This is a genomic window from Ruicaihuangia caeni (assembly GCF_029952955.1).
GTDB lineage: Bacteria > Actinomycetota > Actinomycetes > Actinomycetales > Microbacteriaceae > Ruicaihuangia > Ruicaihuangia caeni.
Window position 1 is genome coordinate 35,191 of the sequence record NZ_JASATX010000003.1, and the last position, 23,267, is coordinate 58,457.

Genomic DNA, 23,267 nt, shown 5'->3' on the forward strand with positions numbered 1-23,267 from the left:
ATCGGATGCCGTCGCTCCGCCTGTGGTCTGAAGCCAGGCGGGCGGGCGCTCAGCGAGCCGCGATGGGGATGCGCCTGTCGATCATGGGCGTGTGCGCGAATGGGCGAGGGCCCGGTGGCGAAGGATCGCCGCCCTCGTGATGGTGGCGATCGGCTTGCCGAGGTCGAGCACGAGCGCCGAGCCGACCCCGCGCTCATCGAGCAGGCGCTCGGCGTCTTCGATCGGCTCGTTGGCTCCGACGAGCGGCAGCGCGGACGCGGGCAGCGAGTCGAGCCGGGCGAGAACGGTGTCGCCGGTGATGCCGCCCTCGGCGAGCGCGGAGAGCAGTCCCGACTGGGTGACCGCCCCGGCCACCTCGCCGAGCACGACCGGCTGGGCGGCGCTCAGCACGGCGAGCTCCGTCACGCCGTGGTGGGCCATGGCTTCGACTGCCTCGCGCACGGTCGCGTCGCGGTGGATCGCGATGAGGGGCTCGGTGCCGCGGGCGACCTCGGTTCCCGAAGCGCCCGAAGCGCCGGCATCGCCGGCATCCGCACGTGACTCGTCGAGCACATCGCGCACTGTGAGCACTTCGCTCTCGTCGGGCTCTTCGCCGAAGCCGTGGTGATCCATCCACGTGTCGTTGAAGATCTTGCCGAGGTAGCCGCGTCCTCCATCGGGCAGCAGTACGACGACGACGGCGTCCTCATCGAGGGATGCCGCGGCTTTGAGCGCAGCGACGACCGCCATCCCGCTCGAGCCGCCGACGAGGATGCCCTCTTCGAGTGCGAGCCGTCGAGTCATGTCGAACGACTCGGCATCCGTCACTTCGATGATCTCGTCGACCTGCTTCGGGTCGTAGGCACCGGGCCAGAAGTCTTCGCCCACGCCCTCGACGAGGTACGGACGCCCGCCGCCGCCCGAGTAGATCGAGCCCTCGGGGTCGGCGCCGATGATGCGCACGCGATTGCCCGAGACCTCCTTGAGGTACCGGCCGGTGCCGCTGATGGTGCCGCCCGTGCCCACTCCCGCGACGAAGTGCGTGATGCGCTCGTCGGTGTCGCGCCAGATCTCGGGGCCGGTCGTCTCGTAGTGACTCAGCGGGCCGTTCTGGTTCTCGTACTGGTTGGGCTTGAACGCGCCGGGAATCTCGCGGGCGAGGCGGTCGGAGACGCTGTAGTACGACTCGGGGCTGTCTGGCGCGACCGAGGTCGGCGTGACGACCACCTCGGCGCCGTAGGCCTTGAGCACGTTGCGCTTGTCTTCGCCCACCTTGTCGGGGCAGACGAACACGCAGCGGTAGCCGCGCTGCTGCGCCACGAGAGCGAGGCCGACACCCGTGTTGCCGCTCGTGGGCTCCACGATGGTGCCGCCGCGCTTGAGCTTGCCCTCGCGCTCGGCCGCGTCGATGATGCGGGTCGCGATGCGGTCCTTCGATGAGCCGCCCGGGTTCAGGTACTCGAGCTTGACGAGCACCGTGGCCTTGACATCACCGGTCACGTGGTTGAGCTTGACGAGGGGGGTGTCGCCGACCAGGTCGATAACACTCGCGGCGTACTTCATGACTGCGAGGCTAGCAGCGGGGTCTGATGCTGTTACGTGTGCTGAGCGCCTGCGCCGCCCGCCGCCCGCGTGAGCTGCCCACCTGGCGATCCGTTGACCTGCGAGGGTTTGCTGCACTCGCGCGGGATTCAACCCCTGCGGGTGCAGCAAACCATCGCGACGGAGAGCTCAGTCTCAGTCCGGACGGCGGATGCTGCGAGTGCCTGCGGCGGCAGCAGCGCTCAGCGCTCATCGGCAGGCGGGCACGCCGAGGCCGAAGTTGACGTGCCGCGTGGGGTGGCGCGGGAATGCCGAGCGGATGGCGTGACACCGGCATCCGTCGTCCGGCATCCGGCATCCGGCATCCGGAGTCCGGCATCCGTCGTCCGTCACCGCTGCTGTTCGAAGAGGCGCGCGTAGGTGCCGTTCGCGGCGAGCAGTTCGGCGTGGGTTCCGTGCTCGACGACGCGACCCCGCTCGACGACAAAGATGACGTCTGCACCGACGATGGTCGAGAGGCGGTGCGCGATCGCGATCGTCGTACGCCCTCGCGAGGCAGCGTCGAGCGCCTGCTGCACGACACGCTCCGATACGGTGTCGAGCGCGCTGGTCGCCTCATCGAGCACCAGCACGGCGGGGTCCTTCAGGAGCACTCGCGCGATCGCGATGCGCTGCTTCTCGCCGCCGCTCAGCCGGTACCCGCGTTCGCCGACGACCGTCTCGTACGCGTCGGGGAAGCTCATGATCGTGTCGTGGATGTTCGCTGCCCGTGCTGCAGCATGCAGTTCCGCGTCGCTCGCATCGGGCTTCGCGTACCGGAGATTCGCGGCGATGGTCGAGTGGAAGAGGTACGTCTCCTGACTGACGATGCCGATCTCGGCGATCAGGTCGTCGTGGCGCAACTCTCGCACGTCGGTACCGGCGAAGCGCACCGCCCCACCCGACACATCGTAGAGACGCGGCACCAGGTAGCCGATGGTCGTCTTACCCGCACCGCTGGGGCCGACGAAGGCGGCGAACTGTCCGGGCTCGATGCGAAAGCTCACCTCGCGAAGCGTCGGCTCTGCCTCGCTCGCGTCTGGGTAGTGGAAGCTCACGCCGTCGAACTCGACGAGGCCGACGAGGGTGCGATCGACCGGAGCGGATGCTGCGGCATCCGTGATGCTCGGTCTGAGGTCGAGGTACTCGAAGATGCGCGCGAAGAGGGCTTGCGAGGTCTGCACGTCGAGCGCCAGGCGCATGAGACCCATGAGAGGGAATAGCAGGCGCCCCTGCACCGTGGTGAAGGCGACGATCGTGCCGGCGGTGATGCCTGCGGCGCCGCCCGTGATGAGGAGGCCCGAGACGAGGTACACGATTGCCGGCACCGCCGACAGGAAGATGTTCACGAGCGCGAAGAACCACTGGCCGCTCATCTGCTGGCGCACCTGCAGCCCGACCTGCCGCCTGTTCTCGTCGGCGTAGCGGTCGGTCTCGGCGCGCTGACGGTTGAAGCTCTTCGCGAGCAGCACTCCCGAGACGCTGAGCGCCTCCTGCGTGATCGCGGTCATCTCAGACAGCGACTCCTGCGACTTGGCGGCAATGCGGGCGCGCACCTGCCCGACGCGCCGCTGGGCGATGACGAGCACCGGCATGAGGAACAGCGCCACGATCGTGAGCTGCCAGCTGAGGAGCAGCATGGCGATGAAGGCCGCGATCACGGTGACGGTGTTGCCGAGCACGCTTGAGATGGTGTTGGTGAGCACGTTGGCGACGCCGCCCACGTCGTTCTGCAGGCGCGATTGGATGACGCCGGTCTTCGTGCGAGTGAAGAAGCCGAGCTCCATCGTCTGCAAGTGGCGGAACAGACCGACGCGCAGTTCACCCATGACGGTGTTGCCGACCGTGGCGGTGAGCCAGGTCTGCCAGACCCCGAGCAGCGCCGACACCACATACACCGCGATCATCAGGCCGACCAGGATGCCGAGGACCTGCAGGTCGGGACCGCGCTGATGCTGCGGGAACAAGCCGCGGTCGAACGCCTGCTGCGTGAGCAGGGGCGGCACGACGCTGAGCGCAGCGCCGACCAGCACGAGGGCGATGGTGACGCTGAGCTTCGCCTTGTGCGGCGCGAAGAGCGCGGCGATCCGGCGGAGCAGGTGCGGGATGTGCGGGGCCTCGGCGTTGATCGCGCGCTGCGCCTCGGCATCCCCGCCACTGATGCGGGCACCCGGCCTGCCCCCGCCGCCGCCGCGGCCTGCTCCCACCACACTCACACGGCGAGGCTACCCCCGCGCTGCCGAGTGCCTCGGCGGTGCCGGCTGCCTTGGGGTTCCAGTGCGCCCGACTTCGCCGCGCCGCGGCCTCCGCCTTCGTCTCCGTCGTCGCTTCTGCCTTCGCCTCCGCCTTCGCCTTCGCCTTCGCGTTCGCGTTCGCGTTCGCTTCAACTCTCGCGCGGGTTTGCTCGAGCCGCTTCGGCTTCGACGGCAACTCACGCGAGGGTTTGCTGCACCCGCGCGGGCTCAAGCCGTCGCGACTGCATCAAACCCTCGCGCGGACCGGAGGTGAACCGTCACGTGAAGGAAGGGTCGGTCGCGGACCGGAGGTCGTCCGTCGCGTGAGGATGACACCCCTCTCGCGGGTCGAAGGCCGTCGCGACGGTTTGCTCGAGCTGCCCCCGCGGCGTCGTGCTGACACGCGCGAGGGTTTGCTGCACTTGCGCGGGTTCAAACCATCGCGACTGCATCAAACCCTCGCGTGGCCAGCGGCCAGGCGCTCGCGTGACGGGATTCGCGCCGGAGCCGATCGGCGCGTGTGGAGCTTCGGTCAGGGGGTGTGTCTTAGGCGCGCGGGACACCGAAGTCGGACAGCAGCGCCCCGAAGCGCCGTGGCGAGATCGCGTCGTCCCAGGTCCAACGCTCGAAACCCCTGACTTGCCGGCGCAGCTCGTCTTCTCGGCGCTTCTCGGCGATGACGGATGCGGCGGGCGACATCCCATTCAACTCGCGCGACCGCGAGTACTTCACGAGCCCGTCAAACTCGCCGATCAGCGCCTGCCGTCTCCAGAAGAAGTCGACGAACGAGACACCTCCACCCGGGCGGTCGAAACGCACCTGAAGCTCTGGAACCTCGAAGCCGAGCTCGATCATGCGCGCGCGGCTCAGCGACTCGCCGGCGCTGCCGGAACGCCTGTCGGCGGCTCGCAGCACGCGCAGCGCACGTCGGAGGCCGCGCGTCGGTTGAAGGGACTCGAGCGTCTCCAGCAGCGGCGCCGGAGTGTCCGCGTCGATCAACGCGAGCGCTCGGTCAGCAGCGGCCAGCGCGGCTGCGAAGGATGCTGTCAGCGCGAGGTCGACGACCGTGCGCTCCAGCGAGGTGACGAGCAGGCCCTCCACGACCACCGGGCGCACAGGAGACTGTGTCGTGTGGACGCAGCGACCAGCAGAGTTGCTGCCGCTGCGGGTCTCAGCCACCACGTGCACCCTGCCCGGTGCGTCGCCGATGAAGGGAAGACCATGGAGGGCAGCGGCGGAAGCATGACTGAAGACGAGGGGCTTGTGCGCGACCGCGGCTTCTGCCCGCATCCGCCACACATGCCGCTCCTCCGGATCGGCGGCCGCGTGCACTGCCGCATCGGCATAGACGCCGCGTCGCAAGGGCGCGAGTCGGCCGGTAGCGACCGCTCGTGACACTGCTCGGCTGCTGAACCCGAGCTCGGTGAGCTGAGCGGTCGTGACCAGGCCGTCGTGGGAGGCGAGCGCGACTTCGAGGTCGTCGGCGAGAGCGGAGTGCAGCATCCGTCCAGCACACAAGACGACCGCGGAGCATGGATGCCTATGCGACGGCCTGTGGGCGAGGGCGCGGCCGTGTGAACTGTGGTGGCGGCGCGAGGGTTTGCTGCACTACGTCGGGTTCCAACGCGCGCGGGCGACGCAAACCCTTGCGACAGCGCGGAGGGCGACGCAAACCCTCGCGACAGCGGGGGCTGGCCGCAAGGCACAAGTCGAGGCAACTGCGGCGGGGGCGTGACTGTGACTGTGACTGTCGCGGTCGCGGTGGTGGCGGCGGCGGCGGCGGTCGCGCCAGGGATTGCTGCACTCCGTCGGGCTCCAACCCGCGCGAGCGACGCAAACCCTCGCGACAGCGCGGAACCCGGGCGGCTACTTCTGCGAGCCGGCGAGCAGCGCCTGCACGAAGTAGCGCTGGAAGGCGAAGAAGACGACCAACGGCACGAGCATCGACAGGAACGCGCCCGACGACAGCACATCGATGTTCGCGCCGAACTGCCGCAGTTGGCTCTGGATCGCGACCGTGAGCGGTTGCGACTCGGAGTTGCTGAAGATCAGCGCCACGAGCATGTCGTTCCACGTCCACAGGAACTGGAAGATCGCGAGCGAAGCGATCGCCGGCCCGCCCAGCGGAAGCACGATCCGCGTGAAGATCCGGAACTCGCTGGCACCGTCGATGCGCGCGGCCTCGAGCAGCTCCCCCGGGATCTGCGTGAAGAAATTGCGCAGCAGGAATACCGCGAACGGCAGGCCGAAGGCGATGTGGTACAGGATCACACCGATGATCGACCCGAAGATGCCGATCGCCCCGAACATGCGGGCGATCGGGATGAGGCCCACCTGCAGCGGCACGGCGAGCAGCACGATGATCGCGATGAGCAGCCAGTCGCGCCCCGGGAAGTCCATCCACGCGAAGGCATAGCCCGCCAGCGCCCCGATCACCACGACCGCGACGGTCACCGGCACGGTGATGACCACGGTGTTCCAGAACGACCCGGTGATCGTGGGGTTCGACAACAGGTTGGCGTAGTTCTCCAGCGTCAACTGCGCGGGCGCGGTGAAGACCGTCCACCATCCCGACGAGGTGCTCTCGCCGATCGGCCGCAACGATGAGATGAAGAGTCCCACGGTCGGCACGAGCCAGAACACCGCGACGATGATGAGCAGCACGTTCACGATGCCGCGGCCGAAGAAGGCCAGCACTCGTTCCGCAGGCGTGCGCTTGCGCCGCACGACGGTGAGATCGCTCACGGTCACGGCGCACCTCCGGCATCCGCTGCTCTGCTCATTGCTCTCGCTCCTGCTTGAACCGGCGCACGTTGATGATCATGAACGGCAGCACGAGCACGAGCAGCAGCACGACGAGCGCGCTACCGAGGCCCTGGTCATTGCCGCCTCCGAACGAGACGGTCCACATCTCGACGGCGATCACGTTCGCCGCCGGCTTCGACGCACCTGGTGGTATGACGTAGACCAAGTCGAAGATCTTGAGCACATTGATGATCAGCGTCACGAACACCACGATCAGCACGGGCGCGAGCAGGGGCGCGGTGATGCGAGTGAACACCTTCCACTCGCTGGCCCCGTCGATGCGAGCCGCCTCCTGAAGGGAGCGGTCCATGGCCGAAAGCCCAGACGAGATCATCACCATCGCGAAGCCGGCCCAGATCCAGATGTACGAGAGGATGATCACGCCCGTGATGAACGAGGCGCTCAGCCACGAGACGCCCTTGTACCCCTCATCGAAGTTCGACGCCGGGAGAGCAACGCGGTAGCTGCCTGGGTCGAGGCCCGAGAGGGTGTACCGCCCGTCAGCGTCGGTCTCCGCAGAGGCCGCGATCGTGCCGTCAGCGGCGACCGCATCGACCTTGATGTTCGGCAGGCCCTTCTTCCCGTCACCGAGTTCGCCATCCACCCCGCCGCCGCCGGGCACGACATCGAGCCACACAGTGCCGCTGATCTCGTCATTCCCCGGCGTTTGCGCCTCCTGAGCATTTCCGGTCTCGGGAGGAAGGTCGGTCTGACGGATGCCGACGAGCGGAAAGTTCTGCGTCGACCCGGTGGCGACCTCCCCCTCGCTCGCCACGAGCCCGCGGTCCGCCACGATGCCTTGGTCCTCCCGGGGCCGAGCGCCCGGATACGCCGCGTCGTCGCTGAAGACGCTGTTGACCGCGACCAGCGAGGCATTCACGACGCCGAGGTTAGGGTTCTCCTGGAACATGCCTCGGAAGATGACACCGGCCGCCAGCATCGAGATCGCCATGGGCATGAAGACGATGAGCTTGAAGGCATACGACCACCTGATCTTGTCGAGCAGAACCGCGAAGATCAGGCCGAGCACAGTGCAGGCGATGGGAGCCACCAGCACCCAGATGATGTTGTTGCGGATCGCGGTGAAGGTGGAGTCGCTCGTGAACATCGTCACGTAGTTCTCCCACCCGATGAACCGGTCACCGGTGCGGTCATAGAGAGACCTGATGATCGTGTAGATCATCGGGTACACCACCAGCGCGCCGAGCATGACGAGCGCCGGCGCTAAGAAGGCGAGCGCGATCAGGCCCCGGCGCCACCGCGAGCCCGAGGAGGGGCGGCGGGGTTCGCCGTCCCTCCTCGGTTGCTCGCGCGGCGGCTCAGGCGGCGCGACTGCTGCCTGCGTCATCCGTCACCCCCCTGATCGGTCACGCCGGTCAGCTCGTGTACGCCGCCGCTGCAGCGGACTCCAGTTTCTGCTGGGCGCCTGCGACGTCGCTCGGGTTCTGCAGGAACTCGATCATCACTTGCCAGAAGCCCTGACCCGGCGTGCCGCCGAAGGCGCTCGGGGTGAGGTCCGACATGTCGAACCGGAACGTCTCGGCGCCGGTGAGCGCCTCAGCGATCTTCCTGGAGACGTCATCGGGGTACTTCGACGTGTCGACGGCGGTGTTCGGTGAGGTGAGGCCTCCGTTCGGCACCCACTCCTCCGCAGCTTCCGGCGAGGCGAGGAACGCCATGAATGCAGCTGTCACATCGTCGTCGACGAACGCGACGGCGACGTCACCGCCACCCATCACAGCGGGAGCCGAGCCGTTGACCGATGGGAAGTCGTAGAACAGCGCGTTCTCGCCCACCGTCGAGTTGCCGTCGTCGGTGATGTTCCCCGCGACAAAGTCGCCCTCGTATACCGTGCCGGCTTTGGGGTCGGCACCGAATACCTCAGTGACCGACTCCGGGAACGTGCGCTGCGCGGCACCGGGTTCCACCAGGTCGCTGCCGAACAACGTTCCGAGCACCGTCAGCGCTTCGGCGACGGATGGGTCGGTCCACGGGATCTCGTGCTTCGTCAACTGGTCGTACTTGTCACCACCCGCGGTGCGAAGGTAGACGTTCTCGAACCAGTCGGTGAGCGGCCATCCGACGTCGGCGCCGATGGAGATGCCCGCGTATCCCGAGTCGGAGACGAGCTTCAACTGCTTGAGGAAGTCATCCCAGTCTTTCGGCTCGGACGCGCCGGCTTGGTCGTAGATGTCCTTGTTGTACCAGACGGTCGACTTGTTGGAAGCCTTGAACCACACCCCGTAGAGCGTGCCGTCGACCGAGCCGAGGTCGATCCAGCTCTGCGAGTAGTTGTCTTCGACCGCCTTCTTCGCGTCGCCGGAGAGCTCGATGAGCTTGCCGTCCTTGGCGAACTGGTCGAGCAGGGCAGGCTGAGGCAGCAGAGCGACGTTCGGAGGGCTTCCGCCTTCGATCTGGGTGCCGAGAGTGGTAGCAGCCTGGTCGCCGAAGCTCGAGTAGTTGACCTTGGCGCCGGTGTTGTCCTCGAAGCGCTTCAGAACCTTCTCGAAGTTCGTCTGCTCGGCGCCGGACCACGACGCCGAGACGTTGATCGTCTCACCGCTGAAGTCTTGATTCGGGGAGTTCGTATTGGCATTGTTGTTGCCGCCGCCCCCTCCGGTGCAGCCGACGAGCGTCAGGGCGAGTGCCCCGGCGATCGCGAGGGGCGCGAGGCCCCGTCTGTGTTGCAGGATGCCACGCATTTCTTCTCCTCATCACTGAGTGCTGAGCGAGTCGCCCGAGCTTCGAGAAGATGCTGTGGTCGGAAAAGCGGAGCCGCGGAACCTCTCAAGCGACCGGGCGACGATCGCAAGGTGCTTCCCAGGTTCAACGTAAGCCGCCGCCTCAAGGGCGGCAAGGGCACCGTCGGGAGACGTTCTCCGAATCGTTACTCTCGCCGGACCACGGATCGCGAGGGATTTGACCCGTTAAACGACGGATGCCGCGACACGAAGTCGCGGCATCCGGTGCAGTGTTCCGTTGTCGCCGTGGCGACTGCCCCTCGCGGGGCGCGGCTCACTTGAGGACGACGGTGGCGCCGGCCTCTTCGAGCTGGGCCTTGGCCTTCTCGGCGGTCTCCTTGTTGGCACCCTCGAGGACGGTCGACGGAGCGCCGTCGACGAGCGCCTTCGCCTCACCCAGGCCGAGGCTGGTGAGCGAGCGCACCTCCTTGATGACCTGGATCTTCTTGTCGCCTGCGGCCTCGAGAACGACGTCGAACGAGTCCTTCTCCTCGGCCTCTTCGGCACCGCCAGCAGCGCCACCGGCGGCGGGGGCCGCGGCAACGGCGACGGGGGCGGCAGCGGTGACCTCGAAGGTCTCCTCGAACGCCTTGACGAACTCGCTGAGCTCGATGAGGGTGAGCTCCTTGAACGCCTCGAGCAGCTCCTCAGTGGAAAGCTTGGCCATTTCTATCTCCTTGTTGGCAGGGTTTGTAGTGGTTGTTGTCGTACCGCGGATTAGGCGGACTGCTTCTCACGCAGCGCGTCGACCGTGCGAACGGCCTTCGACAGCGGAGCGTTGAAGAGGTATGCAGCACCGAACAGCGAGGCCTTGAAGGCACCGGCCAGCTTGGCCAGCAGCACCTCACGGCTTTCGAGGTCGGCGAGCTTGGTGACCTCTTCGGGGCTGAGGGCGTTACCGTCGAAGTAACCGCCCTTGACCACGAGCAGAGGGTTTGCCTTGGCGAAGTCACGCAGGGACTTTGCAACGGCGACAGGGTCGCCGTGAACGAATGCGATCGCCGACGGGCCAGCGAGCTGGTCGTCGAACGCCGTGATCCCGGCGTTGTTCGCCGCGATCTTGGTCAGCGTGTTCTTCACCACGGCGTACGTTGCGTCCGCACTGATCGACTTGCGCAGCTGCTTGAGCTGAGCGACAGTGAGGCCGCGGTACTCGGTCAGCAGAACGGCGGTCGAGCTCTGGAACTTCTCCGTGAGCTCGGCAACCGAGGCTTCCTTGTTCGCCATGGCGCTCCTTGATGAATTGAGCCGGTGCCCCTGGCGCACCAATGAAAAAAGCTCCGGCGCACGCGCACGGAGCTTGGTCCTGCCGACGGATGCTTGGCATCCGTCTTGGAATCTCACTTCATACACCTGCGCAGGCCTTCACCCTTGGTGAACCTTCGGTCGCACACCCCTTCGGGCACGCGACAACCGGCGGTCTTTGGCTTCGACAAGGGTACGCGGAGGGTGTCGCTACGCGCAAATCGGCAACACCGGCTCCAGGGGCGACCGCCAGGCGGGCAGGCGGGCAGCACAGTTCTTCAGGTGATCGCAGGCAGGCGGAGGGTGAATCGGGTGAAGCCGGATGCCGCGGCATCCGTCGCCTCCGTGGCATCCGTGGCACTCGGCTCGGCAAGTCGGCTCTCGACGGTCAGCGATCCCCCGTGCGCCTCGGCGATGGCGCGCGCGATGGCGAGCCCGAGCCCCGTGCTGCCACCGTTGGCGCGCGTGCGAGAGCGTTCGCCGCGCACGAAGCGCTCGAAGAGCGTCGCCTGCAATTCGGGTGCGATGCCAGGGCCGTCGTCGGTCACGGTGATGAGCACCTCGCGTGACGAGCCGTGATCCGGCATCTGCGGGACGTGCGACGAGAGTGCCACCTCGACACGCGTGCCCGCCGGGGTGTGCAGGCGCGCATTCGCAAGCAGATTGCCGACGGCCTGCTGGAGCCTCGCGGCATCCGCGTTCACAGTGACCGGCTGATCGGGCGCGTCGAGCGACCACTCATGGTCGGGCGCAGCCGCTGCCGCGTCGGCCACGGCGTCGCGCAGCAGCGCACCGATGTCGACCGGATGCCGTGAGAGCTCGGTGCCGGCATCGAGCCTCGCGAGCAGCAGCAACTCGTCGACGAGTCCGGTCATCCGCACCGATTCGGATTCGATGCGGGCGAGCGCGTGCCTGGTGTCGTCGGGCAAGACGTCAGCACCTCGCCGTGTGAGCTCGGCATACCCGCGGATCGAGGCGAGGGGCGTGCGCAGCTCATGGCTCGCGTCGGCGACGAACTGGCGTACGCGTCGCTCGCTCGCCTCACGAGCGGCGAGCGCTGCGAGCACGTGGTCGAGCATGCGATTGAACGCCTGCCCGAGGCGGCCGAGCTCGGTTCGCGGGTCATCGAGTGCGACCCGCTCGGCCAGCTCGACCTCGCCGCGATCGAGCGGAAGCTGCGCGACACGACCGGCGGTCGCCGCGACGCGGTCGAGCGGGCGCAGCGCCGCTCGCACCACCATGCCTCCCGCGAGCGCGGTCACGATCAGCGCAGCCGCGGTGATGGCCGCGATCGCGAGGGTGAGGTTTCGCACCGCGTCGTCCACCTGCTGCTGCGGCAGACCGACCACGAGCCCGAGGCCCGGTGCGAGTTCGACCTGCGTGACCCGGTAGTTGCCGAGTTCACCGCCCAGCTCGACGGTTCGAGGGATGCCGTCGGCCTCGACGCCGAGCAGCGCGCTGAGCTGCGAGCGCGTGAGCGTGTGCACCTCAGCGCGCTCATCGAAGTACTGGGCCCGAACGACCACCCCGTCGAGCACGACCAGACCGATCGTTCCGCTCGATTGCGCGTTGCCGAGCCCGGGGGCCGCGTTGCCTGGCGCGCTCAGTTCGGCCTCGATCGCGCGCTCGCTGCGCTGCTGCGCCAGCGCCACTTGCTGATCGAGCTGCGACATGAGGAGCCCCCTGAGGGCCAGCACACTGACCACACCGACCACGAGGCCCAGCACCGCGATCATCGCGATGACGCCGAGCATCAGCCGACGTCTGAGCGACCACGGCGCGCGGGAGAACCGCGGCCGACCAGCGACTGCGAGCTGCGAGTTGGCCGCCTCTCCTGGGGGCGCAGCTTGTGATTCGGGCGGCGACGGAGCGGGCGGGACTGAGACGCGAGCCTCGACGGCATCCGTCTGTCGGTCGGTCATGGTGCCGGCTTGATCATGTAGCCGACCCCCCGCACCGTGTGGATCATCGCGGGGCCCAGCGAGTCGATCTTCTTGCGCAGATACGAGATGTAGAGCTCGACCACGCTCGCCTTGCCATCGAACTCGTAGCTCCAGACGCGATCGAGGATCTGCGCCTTCGACAGCACGCGGCGAGGGTTGCGCATGAGGTAGCGCAGCAGCTCGAACTCGGTGGCGGTGAGCTCGACCGGGGTGCCGCCCCGGTGCACCTCGTAGCTGTCCTCGTTGAGCACGAGATCGCCGACCCGCAGCTCGGGGTCGACGGCATCCGCTCTGATCGTCACGGTGCGGCGGATCAGTGCGCGCAGCCGGGCGACCAGTTCTTCCAGCGAGAACGGCTTGGTCAGGTAGTCGTCGCCGCCGCCGGTGAGGCCTGCCACGCGATCGTCGACCGCGTCTTTCGCGGTGAGGAAGAGCACTGGAACATCGTCGCCACTGGTGCGGAGCCTTCGGAGCACCTCCAGCCCGTCGAGGTCTGGCATCATGATGTCGAGCACGATCACGTCGGGCTTGAACTCGCGCGCATGCGTCAGCGCTGCTTGGCCCGTGGCCGCCGTGCGGACCTCCCAGCCCTCATAGCGCAGCGCCATGTGCAGCAGGTCACTCAGGCTCTCCTCGTCGTCGACCACAAGCGCGCGCACCGGGCTGCCGTCGAGGCGGGTGAGACGGGGAGCCTCTGCGGATGCCGCGGGCGCAGTGCGCGGGTCGCTGCCAGGTGCCATGGCTTCAGCATCCCGCCGGGGGCTATGAGTTGTCTATGAACATGCTGGGGCGATACCCGGCCCGCCGCGCTCCGCAGTCGATCGCACCGGCTCGCGGGATTCTCTGGGTGCCCTCACTCGCGCACAAGGGGAGACAATGGAGCGGTGACCGTTCCTGTCGACACCGCTGCGCAGCCCGTGCTGCCGCTCCGGGTGGAGCAGAGCGATCCCCGCCAGCAGCAGCGGAAGCGAACGGATGCAGGTCTCTTCTCGCCGATGGCGCTGCAATCTCCCGGTGCGGCTCAACGCGACCAGCCGACTCTCGCCGAGCCCGCGATGCTCGGATCGACCGCGGCTCTGGGCATCGGCAACGGCGCAAACCCGGCGATCGGCAATACTCAGCAGCATCCGCACCTCGCGCGAATCCTCGCCCGGTCGAGCGACCGCGTCGCGTGGCTGCGCGCTCGCGCTCGCGGCGTGACCGCGACCGATGTCGCCCGTTTCAGCAGTGAGCGCGCACTCCAATCGGTGGTGCGCGACAAGCGCTACGGCACCGGGTTCGCCGGGAACGCCTATACCGACCACGGACGTCAGCGAGAGCCGGAGATCGCGCGTTGGGTGCGCGCGGAGTACGGCATCGCGCCGAGCGATGCGCTGTTCCACGCCTCCAACTCCCCACTGCACCTCGCGACGCCCGACGGCATCGCCGTGAGGGGTGGCGGAGCGCTCGAACTGGCCGAGATCAAGACGACCACGACCGCATGGAAGTCGATCCCGCGCTCGTACCTGCGGCAGGTGTGGTGGCAGCAGTACGTGCTCGGCGCAGACCGCACCCTGGTGGTGTGGGAGCAGCACGACGATTTCGTGCCGGTCGGCGACCCGCGATGTCGGTGGGTCGAGCGCGACGAAGACGAGATCTACCGCCTGGTGACCATGGCCGACCGGCTGCTCGAACTGCTCCGGCACTGACCCGCCTCGACGCGCAGCCGCCGCGCGCGCCGTCGCTGCACCCGCCGTCGCTGTGCGGCTGCCTCCGCCCGAGGCCGACGTTCTGAGCGAACAGCTGCGGCCGTGTCGATGCCGCCGCAACACCCCGTAACCCCGAATAGGCCCCGAACTAGGCTTGCCCGCATGAGCACCACCATGCGCGCAGCTGTCATCAACCGCACCGGACCGGCCGAGGTCCTCGAGATCGCAGAGGTGCCGGTGCCGCCGAAGATCAGCGCGGAATTCCTCATCGAGGTCCACGCCGCGGGCATCAACCCGATCGAGGCCAAGAGCCGCGCCGGCGGCGGCGTCTCCGCAGCGTTCACCGGGTTCCCGGTGACTCTTGGAGCAGATTTCAGCGGTGTCGTGGTCGAGTCGCCCTACGTGACGCACCCGCTTGAACCGGGCACCGAGGTGTACGGGATGTCCTCGACACCGCGCATCCCTGGCACCTACGCCCAGTTCGCACCGGTGTCGGAGATGAGCGTGGCCCGCAAGCCGAAGAATCTGACCCACATCGAGGCAGCCGGGGTGCCGCTCGCCGCGCTGACCGCCTGGGGCGCGGTCGTCGACGTGGCTCGTGCGCATGAGGGGCAGCGGATGCTGATCCACGCCGGCTCGGGGGGCGTCGGTCACTTCGCAGTGCAGTTCGCCCGCTACTTCGGCGCCCACGTCATCGCGACAGGCTCGACGCGCAACGTCTCGTTCTTGCGCGAATTGGGAGCCGCCGAGGTGATCGACTACACGACATCGCGCTTCGAAGATGAGGTCTCAGAGGTCGACGCGGTCATCGACCTCATCGGCAATGTGAAAGACAACACCGGCTCGCGATCGCTGAAGACCCTGCGCAAGGGTGGCCTGCTCGTCAACGTGCCGACCGGCAGCTGGACCGGTTTCTTCGAGGAGGCGGCGGATGCCGGCATCCGCGCCACCGACTACAAGGTCTCACCAGACGCGCGCACCCTCGACACCATCACCAGGCTGATCGAAGACGGCGATGTGAAGGTGCACATCGACCGGGTGTTTCCGCTCGCTGAGGCGGCCGCCGCGCACGCGGCGCTCGAAGAGGGCCACACCCGCGGCAAGATCGTGCTCGACATCGCGGGCTCCTGACACCGTCTCACGGCTTCGGCACCGGTTTCGGCCGGCCGGTCACACGCAGAAGCATGACCGGCCGGCCCGACCAAGGTTGAGCCCTTCCCGAAGGGGTCAGCAGCGGCGCGGCGCGCCGGGCGGATCGCCCGGTGACTCAGGCGGCGTCGCGAAGGGTGCGGAGAGCGGCATCCGTTCGCAGCATCGCATCGAGCATGGCGTCAGCAGACGCTGTCGCGTGCTGATCGGGCGCGAAGACGCCATCGTGCACGTGGTTGCGCACCATCTGGATCGACACGGCCTCGACCACCGTGTGCAGCCCGACCGTCGACAAGACCGGCTTCAGGTGCTGAGCCGCCCGCAAGCCGCCGGAGACGCCGCCGTACGAGACGAGCCCCGCCGTCTTGTCGTGCCACTCCTGGAACAGGTAGTCGATGGCGTTGATGAGCGGGGCGCTCACTCCGTGGTTGTACTCGGGCATGACGAACGCGAACGCGTCGGCGCTCTCGACCATCCGGCTCCACTGCCACGTGGTCTCCTGCGTGTACTGCTTGAGCCTCGGGTGGTTCGGCTCGGTCATGAGCGGCAGAGCGAGCTCTTTGAGGTCGACCAGGCTCACATCGAAGCCGGCGTGCGCGCGCGCAACGGACTCGAACCACTGGCCGACCGGCAACCCCACTCTTCCGTCACGGATGCTGGCGATCACGACCATGAGCGTCGGGCGGGCGGGCTGGTGGGGTGCTGTCAAGGAGACTCCTGTGCGATGGGATGGACGTGGGCAACTGTCATGGTGAACAACAGAATGGCTGCTGAGCTTCCGAGCGGCCGGCGTTCGGTCAGTTCACGTGCGCTGGAGTGGCACGGGGCCACCAGGCCGGCACTGCCTCGCGATAGCGGCGGTACTGCTCGCCGAATCGTCGTTCGAGGCGCGGCTCCTCGTAGAACCGCACGAACAGCACGCTCGCGATGACGATCACGATCGTGTACAGCACGAGCCAGAGCGACCCGAAGAAGAGCACCTGACCGGCGAGCACCGCGAAGATCGCGAGGTACATCGGATTGCGCACGAAGCGGTAGGCGCCGCCGACGACGAGTTGCTCGGCCGGCACGAGCGGTGACGGCGTACCTGCTCCTTCGCCCGCGAATCTCACGTAGGAGTGAGTGAGGAACCACGCACCACCGATGATCAGCACGTAGGCGAGACCCATCGCCAACGGCTGCATGATTCCCCAGTCGGCGACGTCCCACCTCGTGATGAGCCAGGGCAGCAGCACGCCGATGATGCCGGGCAGCACGACGAGCGATGTGAGCGTCCCGAGCCAGTGCCGCAGCCGTCGTGCCATGGGTCGAGCCTAACGCCGAGCGAGCGCTCGCCGCCGCAGTGCGCAGTGCGCTGCGACCGAACGCAGAAGAGGGCCCGCCGAAGCGGACCCTCTTCACGCGATAGCAGCGTCGGGCTGCGATCAGATCAGATCAGATCAGCCCAGATCAGATCGCGGTGACGTCGAGCGGGATGCCGGGGCCGAAGGTGGTCGACACGGCGCCCTTCTGCACATAGCGGCCCTTCGCCGAAGCGGGCTTGAGGCGCACGATCTCGTCGAGTGCCGCGCGGAGGTTCTCCTCCAGCTGCTTGGCCTCGAACGCGGCCTTGCCGATCACGAAGTGCACGTTGGCGTGCTTGTCGACGCGGAACTCGATCTTTCCGCCCTTGATGTCGGAAACGGCCTTCGCGACGTCGGGGGTGACGGTGCCGGTCTTGGGGTTCGGCATGAGGCCACGCGGACCGAGGACCTTACCGAGACGACCGACCTTGCCCATGAGCTCGGGGGTCGAGACCGCCGAGTCGAACGAGGTGTACCCGCCGGCGACCTTCTCGATGAGCTCGTCGCCGCCGACCTCGTCAGCGCCGGCCGCGATCGCAGCCTCGGCCGCAGGGCCGGTCGCGAAGACGATGACGCGCGCGCTCTTGCCGGTGCCGTGAGGAAGAATGACGGTACCGCGCACCATCTGGTCGGCCTTGCGGGGGTCGACGCCGAGCTTCAGCGCGACCTCGACGGTCGAGTTGAACTTGGCCGAGCCGGTCTCACGAGCGAGGCCGACGGCCTCCTCGGGCGTGTAGTACTTTCCGGCCTCGATCTTCTCGGCCGCGGCCCGGTAGGCCTTGGACTTCTGTGCCATGTTGGTTCTCCTTCAGAGAGTGTGGTCGTCGCGCCTGGCCGGCGCTGCCACGAAAAGTGTGATGAGCGGTGGGATGCTGCTCGGTTGGCGCTGCGGCATCCGTTCAGAGCCGAAGCATCCGTGAGTCAGGACTCGACGGTGATGCCCATCGAGCGGGCGGTGCCAGCGATGATCTGCTCGGCAGCGGCGACGTCGTTGGCGTTCAGGTCGGGCATCTTCTGCTCGGCGATCTGACGCACCTGGTCACGGCTCAGCTTGCCGACCTTGCTCGTGTGCGGGGTGGCAGAACCCTTGCCAACGCCGGCGGCCTTCTTGATGAGCTCGGCGGCCGGAGGAGTCTTCAGGATGAACGTGAACGAACGGTCTTCGTACACGGTGATCTCGACGGGGATCACGTTGCCGCGCTGCGACTCGGTGGCCGCGTTGTAGGCCTTGCAGAACTCCATGATGTTCACGCCGTGCTGACCCAGCGCCGGACCGATCGGCGGGGCGGGGTTGGCGGCGCCGGCCTGGATCTGAAGCTTGATCAGACCCGTGACCTTCTTCTTCGGTGCCATTGTTCTTCCTTCTTCTGGTGTTCGAGCAGCAGGCGAATTCCTGACCGCTCTCCCGCGAACCCGGACGGGCTGCGGTGGTCGCAAAGCGCGCGGCGGCGCTTGAGCCGGTGTTAGAGCTTGGTGACCTGGTCGAAGCTGAGCTCGACCGGGGTCTCACGCTCGAAGAGCGACACCAGCACCGTGAGCTTGCCGCTCTCGGGCTTGATCTCGCTGATCGTGCCGGGGAGGCCTGCGAACGAGCCTTCCTTGATGGTGATGGTCTCGCCGATCTCGAAGTCGACCTCGGCGGGGATGACGCGGGCTGCGGCCTTCTGGCCCTTCGCGGCACCCTTGGCGGCCGGCACCGCCTCGACCTGCACAGTGCTCTTCAGCATGTTGAACGCCTCTTCGAAGCGCAGCGGCGTGGGGTTGTGCGCGTTGCCGACGAACCCGGTGACTCCGGGGGTGTGGCGCACGGCCGACCAGCTGTCTTCATTGAGGTCCATGCGCACGAGCACGTAGCTGGGGATGCGCACGCGGTTCACCAGCTTGCGCTGGCCATTCTTGATCTCGACGACGTCTTCCATCGGAACCTGCACGTCGTAGATGTAGTCCTCCATGCCGAGGCTGATCTTGCGGCTCTCGATGTTGGACTTCACGCGCTTCTCGAAGCCGGCGTAGGAGTGCACGACGTACCACTTGCCGGGAAGCACGCGCAGTTCGGCGCGGAATGCGGCGTACGGGTCCTGCTCGGCCTCTTCGTCTTCGGTCGCCTCGGCGGCGGCCTCGGCCTCGTCGGCCGAGTCGATGTCGAGCGCGTCGTCGACGACGGCGTCGGCCTCAGGGTCGACTGCGGCATCCAGTGCGTCGATCAGGCTCTGGATGTCGTCATCGTCATCGCTGTTCTCATCGACGACGTGCAGCGCCTTCTCCTCGGCGGGCTCGCTCGATTCGATGTCGCCGTCGAGCACCGAGCCCTCCTGCGCTTCGTCCTCCTCGGACGACTGCTCCGCGGCAGTCGCGAGGTCGATGTCGCGGCGCTCTTCTTCAGACACTGATTCCCATTCCGTTCTTGTGCGGTTCCGACATGGTCGTCGCCGCCTCGGATTCCAGCCGAACTGCTCGGCTAATTGACCGGACCGTTACCGAACACGTACGCGACGAGCGTGCCGAATCCGAGGTCGAGCACTGCTACCAGTCCCATCATGATGACCACGAATACGAGCACGACGCCCGTGAAGCTCAGCAGCTCCTTGCGCGTCGGGGTGACGACCTTCTTCAGTTCGTTGACGACCTGACGCAGGAAGAGGGCGATCCGCGCGAAGGGGCCGCGACGCTCTGCGCGATCCTTCTTCGCGTTTGCGACGACTTCCTCGCTGGGCTCGTCGACGACGTTCTTGGCCATCACTACCTTCTGCCGTTGTCACGGGTCAAGCCGCTCCGCGAGGAGCAACTTGCAGGGCGGACAGGACTCGAACCTGCAACCTGCGGTTTTGGAGACCGCTGCGCTACCAATTGCGCCACCGCCCTTCGCATCGTCGATGCGGGCTTCCCCCATCACGACAGGCATCTCGCCTGACGTTCCAGGGATTGGAAGGAACCAGCCTAACCTCCGCTGCGAGCCGCGTCATGTGCGGGTCTCACACCTGAAACGGGCAGCGCAAATCTTGGCAGATTTCAACCACCTCGAACAGTGTAAGTCAGGAGTCTGAGCGCTCCAAAACGAACGAGGAGCAAGCCCCGGCGGCATCCGGCTCAAGACGCTCTTCCTTGGCAGGGGGAACGCACCGCGGATGCCGTAACCCACTCTCGCGCTCGGGTCGCGGTGGCTAGGCTGATCCCGTGCCTGAATTCCCCCGTATCTCCCGCAGAATCGCATCGATCAGCGAGTCGGCGACGCTCAAGGTAGACGCCAAGGCGAAGGCCCTGCAAGCACAGGGCCGCCCCGTCATCAGCTATGCCGCAGGCGAGCCCGACTTCGCCACTCCCCCGCACATCGTGGAGGCCGCCGCCGCCGCAGTGCTCGAGTTCAAGAACTACCGCTACACGCAGGCGGTCGGCCTGCCCGAGCTCCGAGAGGCGATCGCGGCGAAGACGCTGCGCGACAGCGGGCTCGAAGTCGACCCGTCGCGCGTGATCGTCACGAACGGCGGCAAGCAGGCGGTGTACCAGTCGTTCGCGACGCTGCTCGATCCCGGTGACGAAGTGCTCATGCCGACGCCCTTCTGGACGACGTACCCCGAGGCGATCCAGCTTGCGGGCGGTGTGCCGGTCGAGGTGTTCGCCGGCAGCGACCAGGACTACCTCGTCACGGTTGAGCAGCTGGAGGCGGCTCGCACCGAGCGCAGCAAGGTGCTGCTCTTCGTGTCGCCCTCGAACCCCACCGGCGCGGTCTACTCACCCGAGCAGGTGAAGGCGATCGGCGAGTGGGCTCTCGAGCACGGTCTGTGGGTGATCAGCGACGAGATCTACCAGAACCTCGTGTACGACGGCATCCGTGCGACCTCGATCGTCGAGGCGGTGCCCGAGCTCGCCGACCGCACGATCCTGGTCAACGGCGTGGCGAAGACGTATGCCATGACGGGATGGCGTGTGGGCTGGATGGTCGGCCCCGAAGACGCCATCAAGGGCGCAGCGAACCTGCAGTCGCACCTCACCTCCAACGTGTCGAACATCTCGCAGCGTGCCGCGATCGCGGCGCTCAATGGCCCATGGGAGCCGATCGAGCAGATGCGCCAGGCATTCGACCGCCGCCGCAAGGTGGCCGTCGCCGAGCTGAGCAAGATCGAGGGCATGCGCGTGCCCACGCCCAAGGGCGCGTTCTACGTGTACGCGGATGTCTCGGGGCTGCTGAACCGCGAGTGGCGCGGCGTCACCCCGACCACCTCGCTCGAGCTTGCCGACTTCATCCTCGAGCAGGCCGAGGTCGCGGTGGTGCCCGGTGAGGCGTTCGGCCCGAGCGGCTACATCCGGCTCTCGTACGCGCTCGGCGACGAGCCGCTGCTCGAGGGTATCCAGCGTCTGCAGCAGCTCTTCGCGGGCTGACGCTCGATCGATTCATGAAGCGGGGCGGATGCTGCACGGCATCCGCCCCGCTTCTGTTCTGCCGGCACCCTCCTGCGCGGCTAGAGGAGCTTGCGAGAGAGCGCCCAGGCGGTGAGTTCGTGGCGCGACGAGAACTGCAGTTTGCGCAGCACCGCTGAAACGTGGGTCTCGACCGTCTTGATCGAGATGAAGAGCTCGCTCGCGACCTCCTTATAGGCATAGCCTCTAGCGATCAGGCGCATGACCTCGCGCTCGCGCGCCGACAGCCGGTCGAGCTCGTCGTCAGCGGCGGCCTGCTCACCAGCCACCGCACCGAAGGCGTCGAGCACGAAGCCGGCGAGTCGCGGCGAGAACACCGCGTCACCGGCCGCGACAGTGCGCACGGCGCGCGACACCTCGGCCCCTGAGGAGCCCTTCGTGATGTAGCCGCGGGCTCCGGCGCGGATCACGCCGACGACGTCTTCGGCGGAGTCCGAGACGCTCAGAGCGAGGAACTTGACCCGGTCGAGCAACGCGCTGCTGCGCTGCAGCACCTCCGCGCCGCCGCCGCCCGCTCCCCCGGGCAGGTGCACATCGAGCAGCACCACGTCTGGCACGTGCTGCGCGATCAACGCGACGGCGTCGTCGACGGTGGCCGCCTCCGCGACGACATCGAGCGATGCATCAAGGTCGGCCCGAAGGCCGGAGCGGAAGATCGAATGATCGTCGACGATCAGCACGTGCAGCGGCGGCGGAGCCGCTGCACCGGCACCGGCATCCGCTGAACTGATGTCGCTCTCGTGAGTCATCGCTCTCGCCCTTCGGTTCCTTGGGTATCTGCTGAACTCGCCCGAGGCTCGCTCGGCTCGGGAGCGCTCTGCGGTGACGGCGCGCTCTGCGGTGACGGCGCGCTGCGCGAGCCCGAATGGGCCACCACTGGGCTGTGCAGGTGAACCTGCGTGCCGTTCTCGTCGCTGGTCACGGTCGCGGTGCCCCCGTGGCGCGCCATGCGGCCGATGATCGAGCCTCGCACTCCCATGCGCCCCTCCGGCATGGCGCCGATGTCGAAGCCGGGGCCTCGATCACGGATGTACACATCGAGATCGGATGCCGAGAGCTCGACGTACACCGACACCTCGCCGCCGGCGTGCCGAGCCGCATTCAGCATGGCCTCGCGAGCAGCTGCCAGCACCGCTGGGAACGACCGATCGGTGAAGTCCCCGGTCGTCACCACGTCGAAGCGCACGGCGTGCTGCAGCTCGAGCTCGAGCGCGACCTCACGAAGCTGGGCCGCGAAGTCAGCACCGCTGGGCTTGGTCCCCGCGAAGAGCCAGTCTCGAAGCTCGTGCTCCTGAGCCCTCGCGATGCGCGCGATCTCGCTCGAGGCGCCCGCGCGGTTCTGGATGAGCGCAAGCGTCTGCAGCACGGAGTCGTGCAGGTGCGCGGCGACCTCGGCGCGGCTCTCCTCCTGCGCCCGGGCGGCGCGCTCGGCGAGCAGGGAGGTCCACAGTCGCACAATCGCGGGAGCGGCGAGCACGCCGGCGGCGCCGACGATCATGACGACGGCGATGACCGTGGCGGGCACGGGCGGGCTCGTGGCGAGCAGGAGCACTCCGGTGAGCGCCAGCCCGACGGCGGCCGTGGTGCGCGTCGCCACGCCGTAGCGCTCGGAGCGCTTCGGATCGTTCCGGTCGAAGAGCAGGCTCCACGCCACCGCGGCGGCTGTTAGCACGAGGGCCGCGAGCGCCACCATGGCAGCGGGTGCATAGGCGCCCACCACTGCGGTCACCAGGGCGATGACGGCCGCGACGGCGGCGAAGCCGACGAGCACCGGTGCGACCGGGAACGCACGGTGAGCGGATGCTGCGGCATCCGTCTCTCCCGTTGCCGGCTCGAGCGGCGTCAGCGCCCAGAGCCACACATACAGCAGTGCCGCCCCGCCGCCCAGCAGCGTGAACACCACCGCGCCCGCGCGCACCCAATTGACGGGCCACTGCATATGCTCCGCAAGGCCCGCGCACACGCCCCCGAGCATTGCGCCCCGGGGACGGAGCATGCGCGTTGGCACGCCTGGCGTGCGGCGCGAGACAAGCGGCGCGGGTGGGGTCATGACAGCAATCCAAGCACCTGACGCAGCGGTCAGGGTTCCCTCTCGGGGTCGGTTCAGGGGAACACCCCATGGCAGTGGGGCCCCCGGCTCGAG

At 67.5% G+C, this 23,267-nt stretch carries 21 protein-coding genes and 1 tRNA gene; 3 read left to right on the forward strand and 19 right to left on the reverse strand.

Features of this window, described 5'->3' with window-relative positions:
- Window positions 1–81: 81 nt before the first annotated feature.
- The 10 genes from QF206_RS07630 to QF206_RS07675 all read right to left on the reverse strand — a co-directional run bounded on the left by QF206_RS07630 (window position 82) and on the right by QF206_RS07675 (window position 13,268).
- The gene (locus tag QF206_RS07630) at window positions 82–1,542 is read right to left on the reverse strand and encodes a cystathionine beta-synthase (RefSeq protein WP_281488630.1); all 1,461 of its coding nucleotides are present in this window, start codon (window positions 1,540–1,542) and stop codon (window positions 82–84) included.
- Window positions 1,543–1,910: 368 nt separating this feature from the next.
- Entirely contained in the window at window positions 1,911–3,767 is a 1,857-nt protein-coding gene (locus QF206_RS07635) for an ABC transporter ATP-binding protein (RefSeq protein ID WP_422785374.1), read from the reverse strand.
- Window positions 3,768–4,340: 573 nt separating this feature from the next.
- Window positions 4,341–5,297 carry a type IV toxin-antitoxin system AbiEi family antitoxin domain-containing protein gene (locus tag QF206_RS07640; protein WP_281488632.1) on the reverse strand — a complete coding sequence of 319 codons (957 nt, stop codon included), beginning with the start codon at window positions 5,295–5,297 and terminating at the stop codon, window positions 4,341–4,343.
- Between the two features lie 363 nt (window positions 5,298–5,660).
- A complete protein-coding gene (locus QF206_RS07645) occupies window positions 5,661–6,539 on the reverse strand; it encodes a carbohydrate ABC transporter permease (RefSeq protein ID WP_281488633.1) in 879 nt (292 codons plus the stop codon).
- A 34-nt stretch (window positions 6,540–6,573) separates the two neighbouring features.
- Entirely contained in the window at window positions 6,574–7,947 is a 1,374-nt protein-coding gene (locus QF206_RS07650; protein WP_281488634.1) for an ABC transporter permease, read from the reverse strand.
- Between the two features lie 28 nt (window positions 7,948–7,975).
- On the reverse strand, window positions 7,976–9,301 hold the full coding sequence (locus QF206_RS07655) for an ABC transporter substrate-binding protein (protein WP_281488635.1): 1,326 nt from the start codon (window positions 9,299–9,301) through the stop codon (window positions 7,976–7,978).
- Window positions 9,302–9,614: 313 nt separating this feature from the next.
- Window positions 9,615–10,007, reverse strand: coding sequence for a 50S ribosomal protein L7/L12 (rplL, locus tag QF206_RS07660; RefSeq protein ID WP_281488636.1), 393 nt, complete (start codon window positions 10,005–10,007; stop codon window positions 9,615–9,617).
- Window positions 10,008–10,057: 50 nt separating this feature from the next.
- Window positions 10,058–10,567, reverse strand: a complete 510-nt coding sequence (rplJ, locus tag QF206_RS07665; protein ID WP_281488637.1) for a 50S ribosomal protein L10 — start codon at window positions 10,565–10,567, stop codon at window positions 10,058–10,060.
- A 296-nt stretch (window positions 10,568–10,863) separates the two neighbouring features.
- Window positions 10,864–12,507, reverse strand: coding sequence for a sensor histidine kinase (locus tag QF206_RS07670; RefSeq protein ID WP_281488638.1), 1,644 nt, complete (start codon window positions 12,505–12,507; stop codon window positions 10,864–10,866).
- A complete protein-coding gene (locus QF206_RS07675) occupies window positions 12,504–13,268 on the reverse strand; it encodes a response regulator transcription factor (protein WP_281488639.1) in 765 nt (254 codons plus the stop codon). Before QF206_RS07675 ends, QF206_RS07670 begins: the two co-directional genes overlap by 4 nt.
- Window positions 13,269–13,412: 144 nt before the next feature.
- Here QF206_RS07675 and QF206_RS07680 point away from each other — a divergent pair, with 144 nt between their 5' ends.
- Both QF206_RS07680 and QF206_RS07685 read left to right on the forward strand, forming a co-directional pair.
- Complete coding sequence (locus QF206_RS07680; protein WP_340309593.1) at window positions 13,413–14,216, forward strand: YqaJ viral recombinase family protein; 804 nt, start codon at window positions 13,413–13,415, stop codon at window positions 14,214–14,216.
- 162 nt (window positions 14,217–14,378) lie between these two features.
- A complete protein-coding gene (locus QF206_RS07685) occupies window positions 14,379–15,347 on the forward strand; it encodes an NADP-dependent oxidoreductase (RefSeq protein ID WP_281488640.1) in 969 nt (322 codons plus the stop codon).
- Between the two features lie 136 nt (window positions 15,348–15,483).
- On the opposite strand, the gene QF206_RS07690 is transcribed toward QF206_RS07685, so the two are convergent.
- From QF206_RS07690 to QF206_RS07720, 7 genes are all read right to left on the reverse strand, one after another.
- Entirely contained in the window at window positions 15,484–16,074 is a 591-nt protein-coding gene (locus QF206_RS07690) for an NADPH-dependent FMN reductase (RefSeq protein WP_281488641.1), read from the reverse strand.
- 88 nt (window positions 16,075–16,162) lie between these two features.
- Window positions 16,163–16,669 carry a methyltransferase family protein gene (locus QF206_RS07695; protein ID WP_281488642.1) on the reverse strand — a complete coding sequence of 169 codons (507 nt, stop codon included), beginning with the start codon at window positions 16,667–16,669 and terminating at the stop codon, window positions 16,163–16,165.
- Window positions 16,670–16,814: 145 nt separating this feature from the next.
- Entirely contained in the window at window positions 16,815–17,504 is a 690-nt protein-coding gene (rplA, locus tag QF206_RS07700) for a 50S ribosomal protein L1 (protein ID WP_281488643.1), read from the reverse strand.
- A 125-nt stretch (window positions 17,505–17,629) separates the two neighbouring features.
- Complete coding sequence (rplK, locus tag QF206_RS07705; RefSeq protein ID WP_281488644.1) at window positions 17,630–18,061, reverse strand: 50S ribosomal protein L11; 432 nt, start codon at window positions 18,059–18,061, stop codon at window positions 17,630–17,632.
- A gap of 110 nt (window positions 18,062–18,171) precedes the next feature.
- A complete protein-coding gene (nusG, locus tag QF206_RS07710) occupies window positions 18,172–19,095 on the reverse strand; it encodes a transcription termination/antitermination protein NusG (RefSeq protein ID WP_281488645.1) in 924 nt (307 codons plus the stop codon).
- Window positions 19,096–19,166: 71 nt separating this feature from the next.
- Window positions 19,167–19,445: a preprotein translocase subunit SecE gene (gene secE / locus QF206_RS07715; protein ID WP_281488646.1), complete on the reverse strand. Its 279-nt coding sequence runs from the start codon at window positions 19,443–19,445 to the stop codon at window positions 19,167–19,169.
- A 52-nt stretch (window positions 19,446–19,497) separates the two neighbouring features.
- Window positions 19,498–19,570 (reverse strand) — tRNA-Trp (locus tag QF206_RS07720).
- Window positions 19,571–19,882: 312 nt separating this feature from the next.
- Between QF206_RS07720 and QF206_RS07725 the strand changes: the two genes are divergently transcribed.
- Window positions 19,883–21,085, forward strand: coding sequence for a pyridoxal phosphate-dependent aminotransferase (locus QF206_RS07725; RefSeq protein ID WP_281488647.1), 1,203 nt, complete (start codon window positions 19,883–19,885; stop codon window positions 21,083–21,085).
- A gap of 80 nt (window positions 21,086–21,165) precedes the next feature.
- Here the strand turns inward: QF206_RS07725 and QF206_RS07730 are convergent, their stop codons facing one another.
- The gene (locus QF206_RS07730) at window positions 21,166–21,873 is read right to left on the reverse strand and encodes a LuxR C-terminal-related transcriptional regulator (protein ID WP_281488648.1); all 708 of its coding nucleotides are present in this window, start codon (window positions 21,871–21,873) and stop codon (window positions 21,166–21,168) included.
- Window positions 21,870–23,174, reverse strand: a complete 1,305-nt coding sequence (locus QF206_RS07735) for an ATP-binding protein (protein ID WP_281488649.1) — start codon at window positions 23,172–23,174, stop codon at window positions 21,870–21,872. The genes QF206_RS07730 and QF206_RS07735 overlap by 4 nt, the downstream gene beginning before the upstream one ends.
- Between the last annotated feature and the right edge of the window lie 93 nt (window positions 23,175–23,267).

What these genes read in the sequence shown, in the direction of transcription:
- QF206_RS07630 (WP_281488630.1), bottom strand. Translation starts at nt 1,542, where the DNA reads ATGAAGTACGCCGCGAGTGTTATCGACCTGGTCGGCGACACCCCCCTC.
- secE (WP_281488646.1), bottom strand. Translation starts at nt 19,445, where the DNA reads ATGGCCAAGAACGTCGTCGACGAGCCCAGCGAGGAAGTCGTCGCAAAC.
- QF206_RS07695 (WP_281488642.1), bottom strand. Translation starts at nt 16,669, where the DNA reads ATGGCACGACGGCTGCGGCACTGGCTCGGGACGCTCACATCGCTCGTC.
- QF206_RS07640 (WP_281488632.1), bottom strand. Translation starts at nt 5,297, where the DNA reads ATGCTGCACTCCGCTCTCGCCGACGACCTCGAAGTCGCGCTCGCCTCC.
- rplK (WP_281488644.1), bottom strand. Translation starts at nt 18,061, where the DNA reads ATGGCACCGAAGAAGAAGGTCACGGGTCTGATCAAGCTTCAGATCCAG.
- rplJ (WP_281488637.1), bottom strand. Translation starts at nt 10,567, where the DNA reads ATGGCGAACAAGGAAGCCTCGGTTGCCGAGCTCACGGAGAAGTTCCAG.
- QF206_RS07650 (WP_281488634.1), bottom strand. Translation starts at nt 7,947, where the DNA reads ATGACGCAGGCAGCAGTCGCGCCGCCTGAGCCGCCGCGCGAGCAACCG.
- QF206_RS07670 (WP_281488638.1), bottom strand. Translation starts at nt 12,507, where the DNA reads ATGACCGACCGACAGACGGATGCCGTCGAGGCTCGCGTCTCAGTCCCG.
- QF206_RS07730 (WP_281488648.1), bottom strand. Translation starts at nt 21,873, where the DNA reads ATGACTCACGAGAGCGACATCAGTTCAGCGGATGCCGGTGCCGGTGCA.
- QF206_RS07655 (WP_281488635.1), bottom strand. Translation starts at nt 9,301, where the DNA reads ATGCGTGGCATCCTGCAACACAGACGGGGCCTCGCGCCCCTCGCGATC.
- rplA (WP_281488643.1), bottom strand. Translation starts at nt 17,504, where the DNA reads ATGGCACAGAAGTCCAAGGCCTACCGGGCCGCGGCCGAGAAGATCGAG.
- QF206_RS07685 (WP_281488640.1), top strand. Translation starts at nt 14,379, where the DNA reads ATGAGCACCACCATGCGCGCAGCTGTCATCAACCGCACCGGACCGGCC.
- QF206_RS07675 (WP_281488639.1), bottom strand. Translation starts at nt 13,268, where the DNA reads ATGGCACCTGGCAGCGACCCGCGCACTGCGCCCGCGGCATCCGCAGAG.
- rplL (WP_281488636.1), bottom strand. Translation starts at nt 10,007, where the DNA reads ATGGCCAAGCTTTCCACTGAGGAGCTGCTCGAGGCGTTCAAGGAGCTC.
- QF206_RS07735 (WP_281488649.1), bottom strand. Translation starts at nt 23,174, where the DNA reads ATGACCCCACCCGCGCCGCTTGTCTCGCGCCGCACGCCAGGCGTGCCA.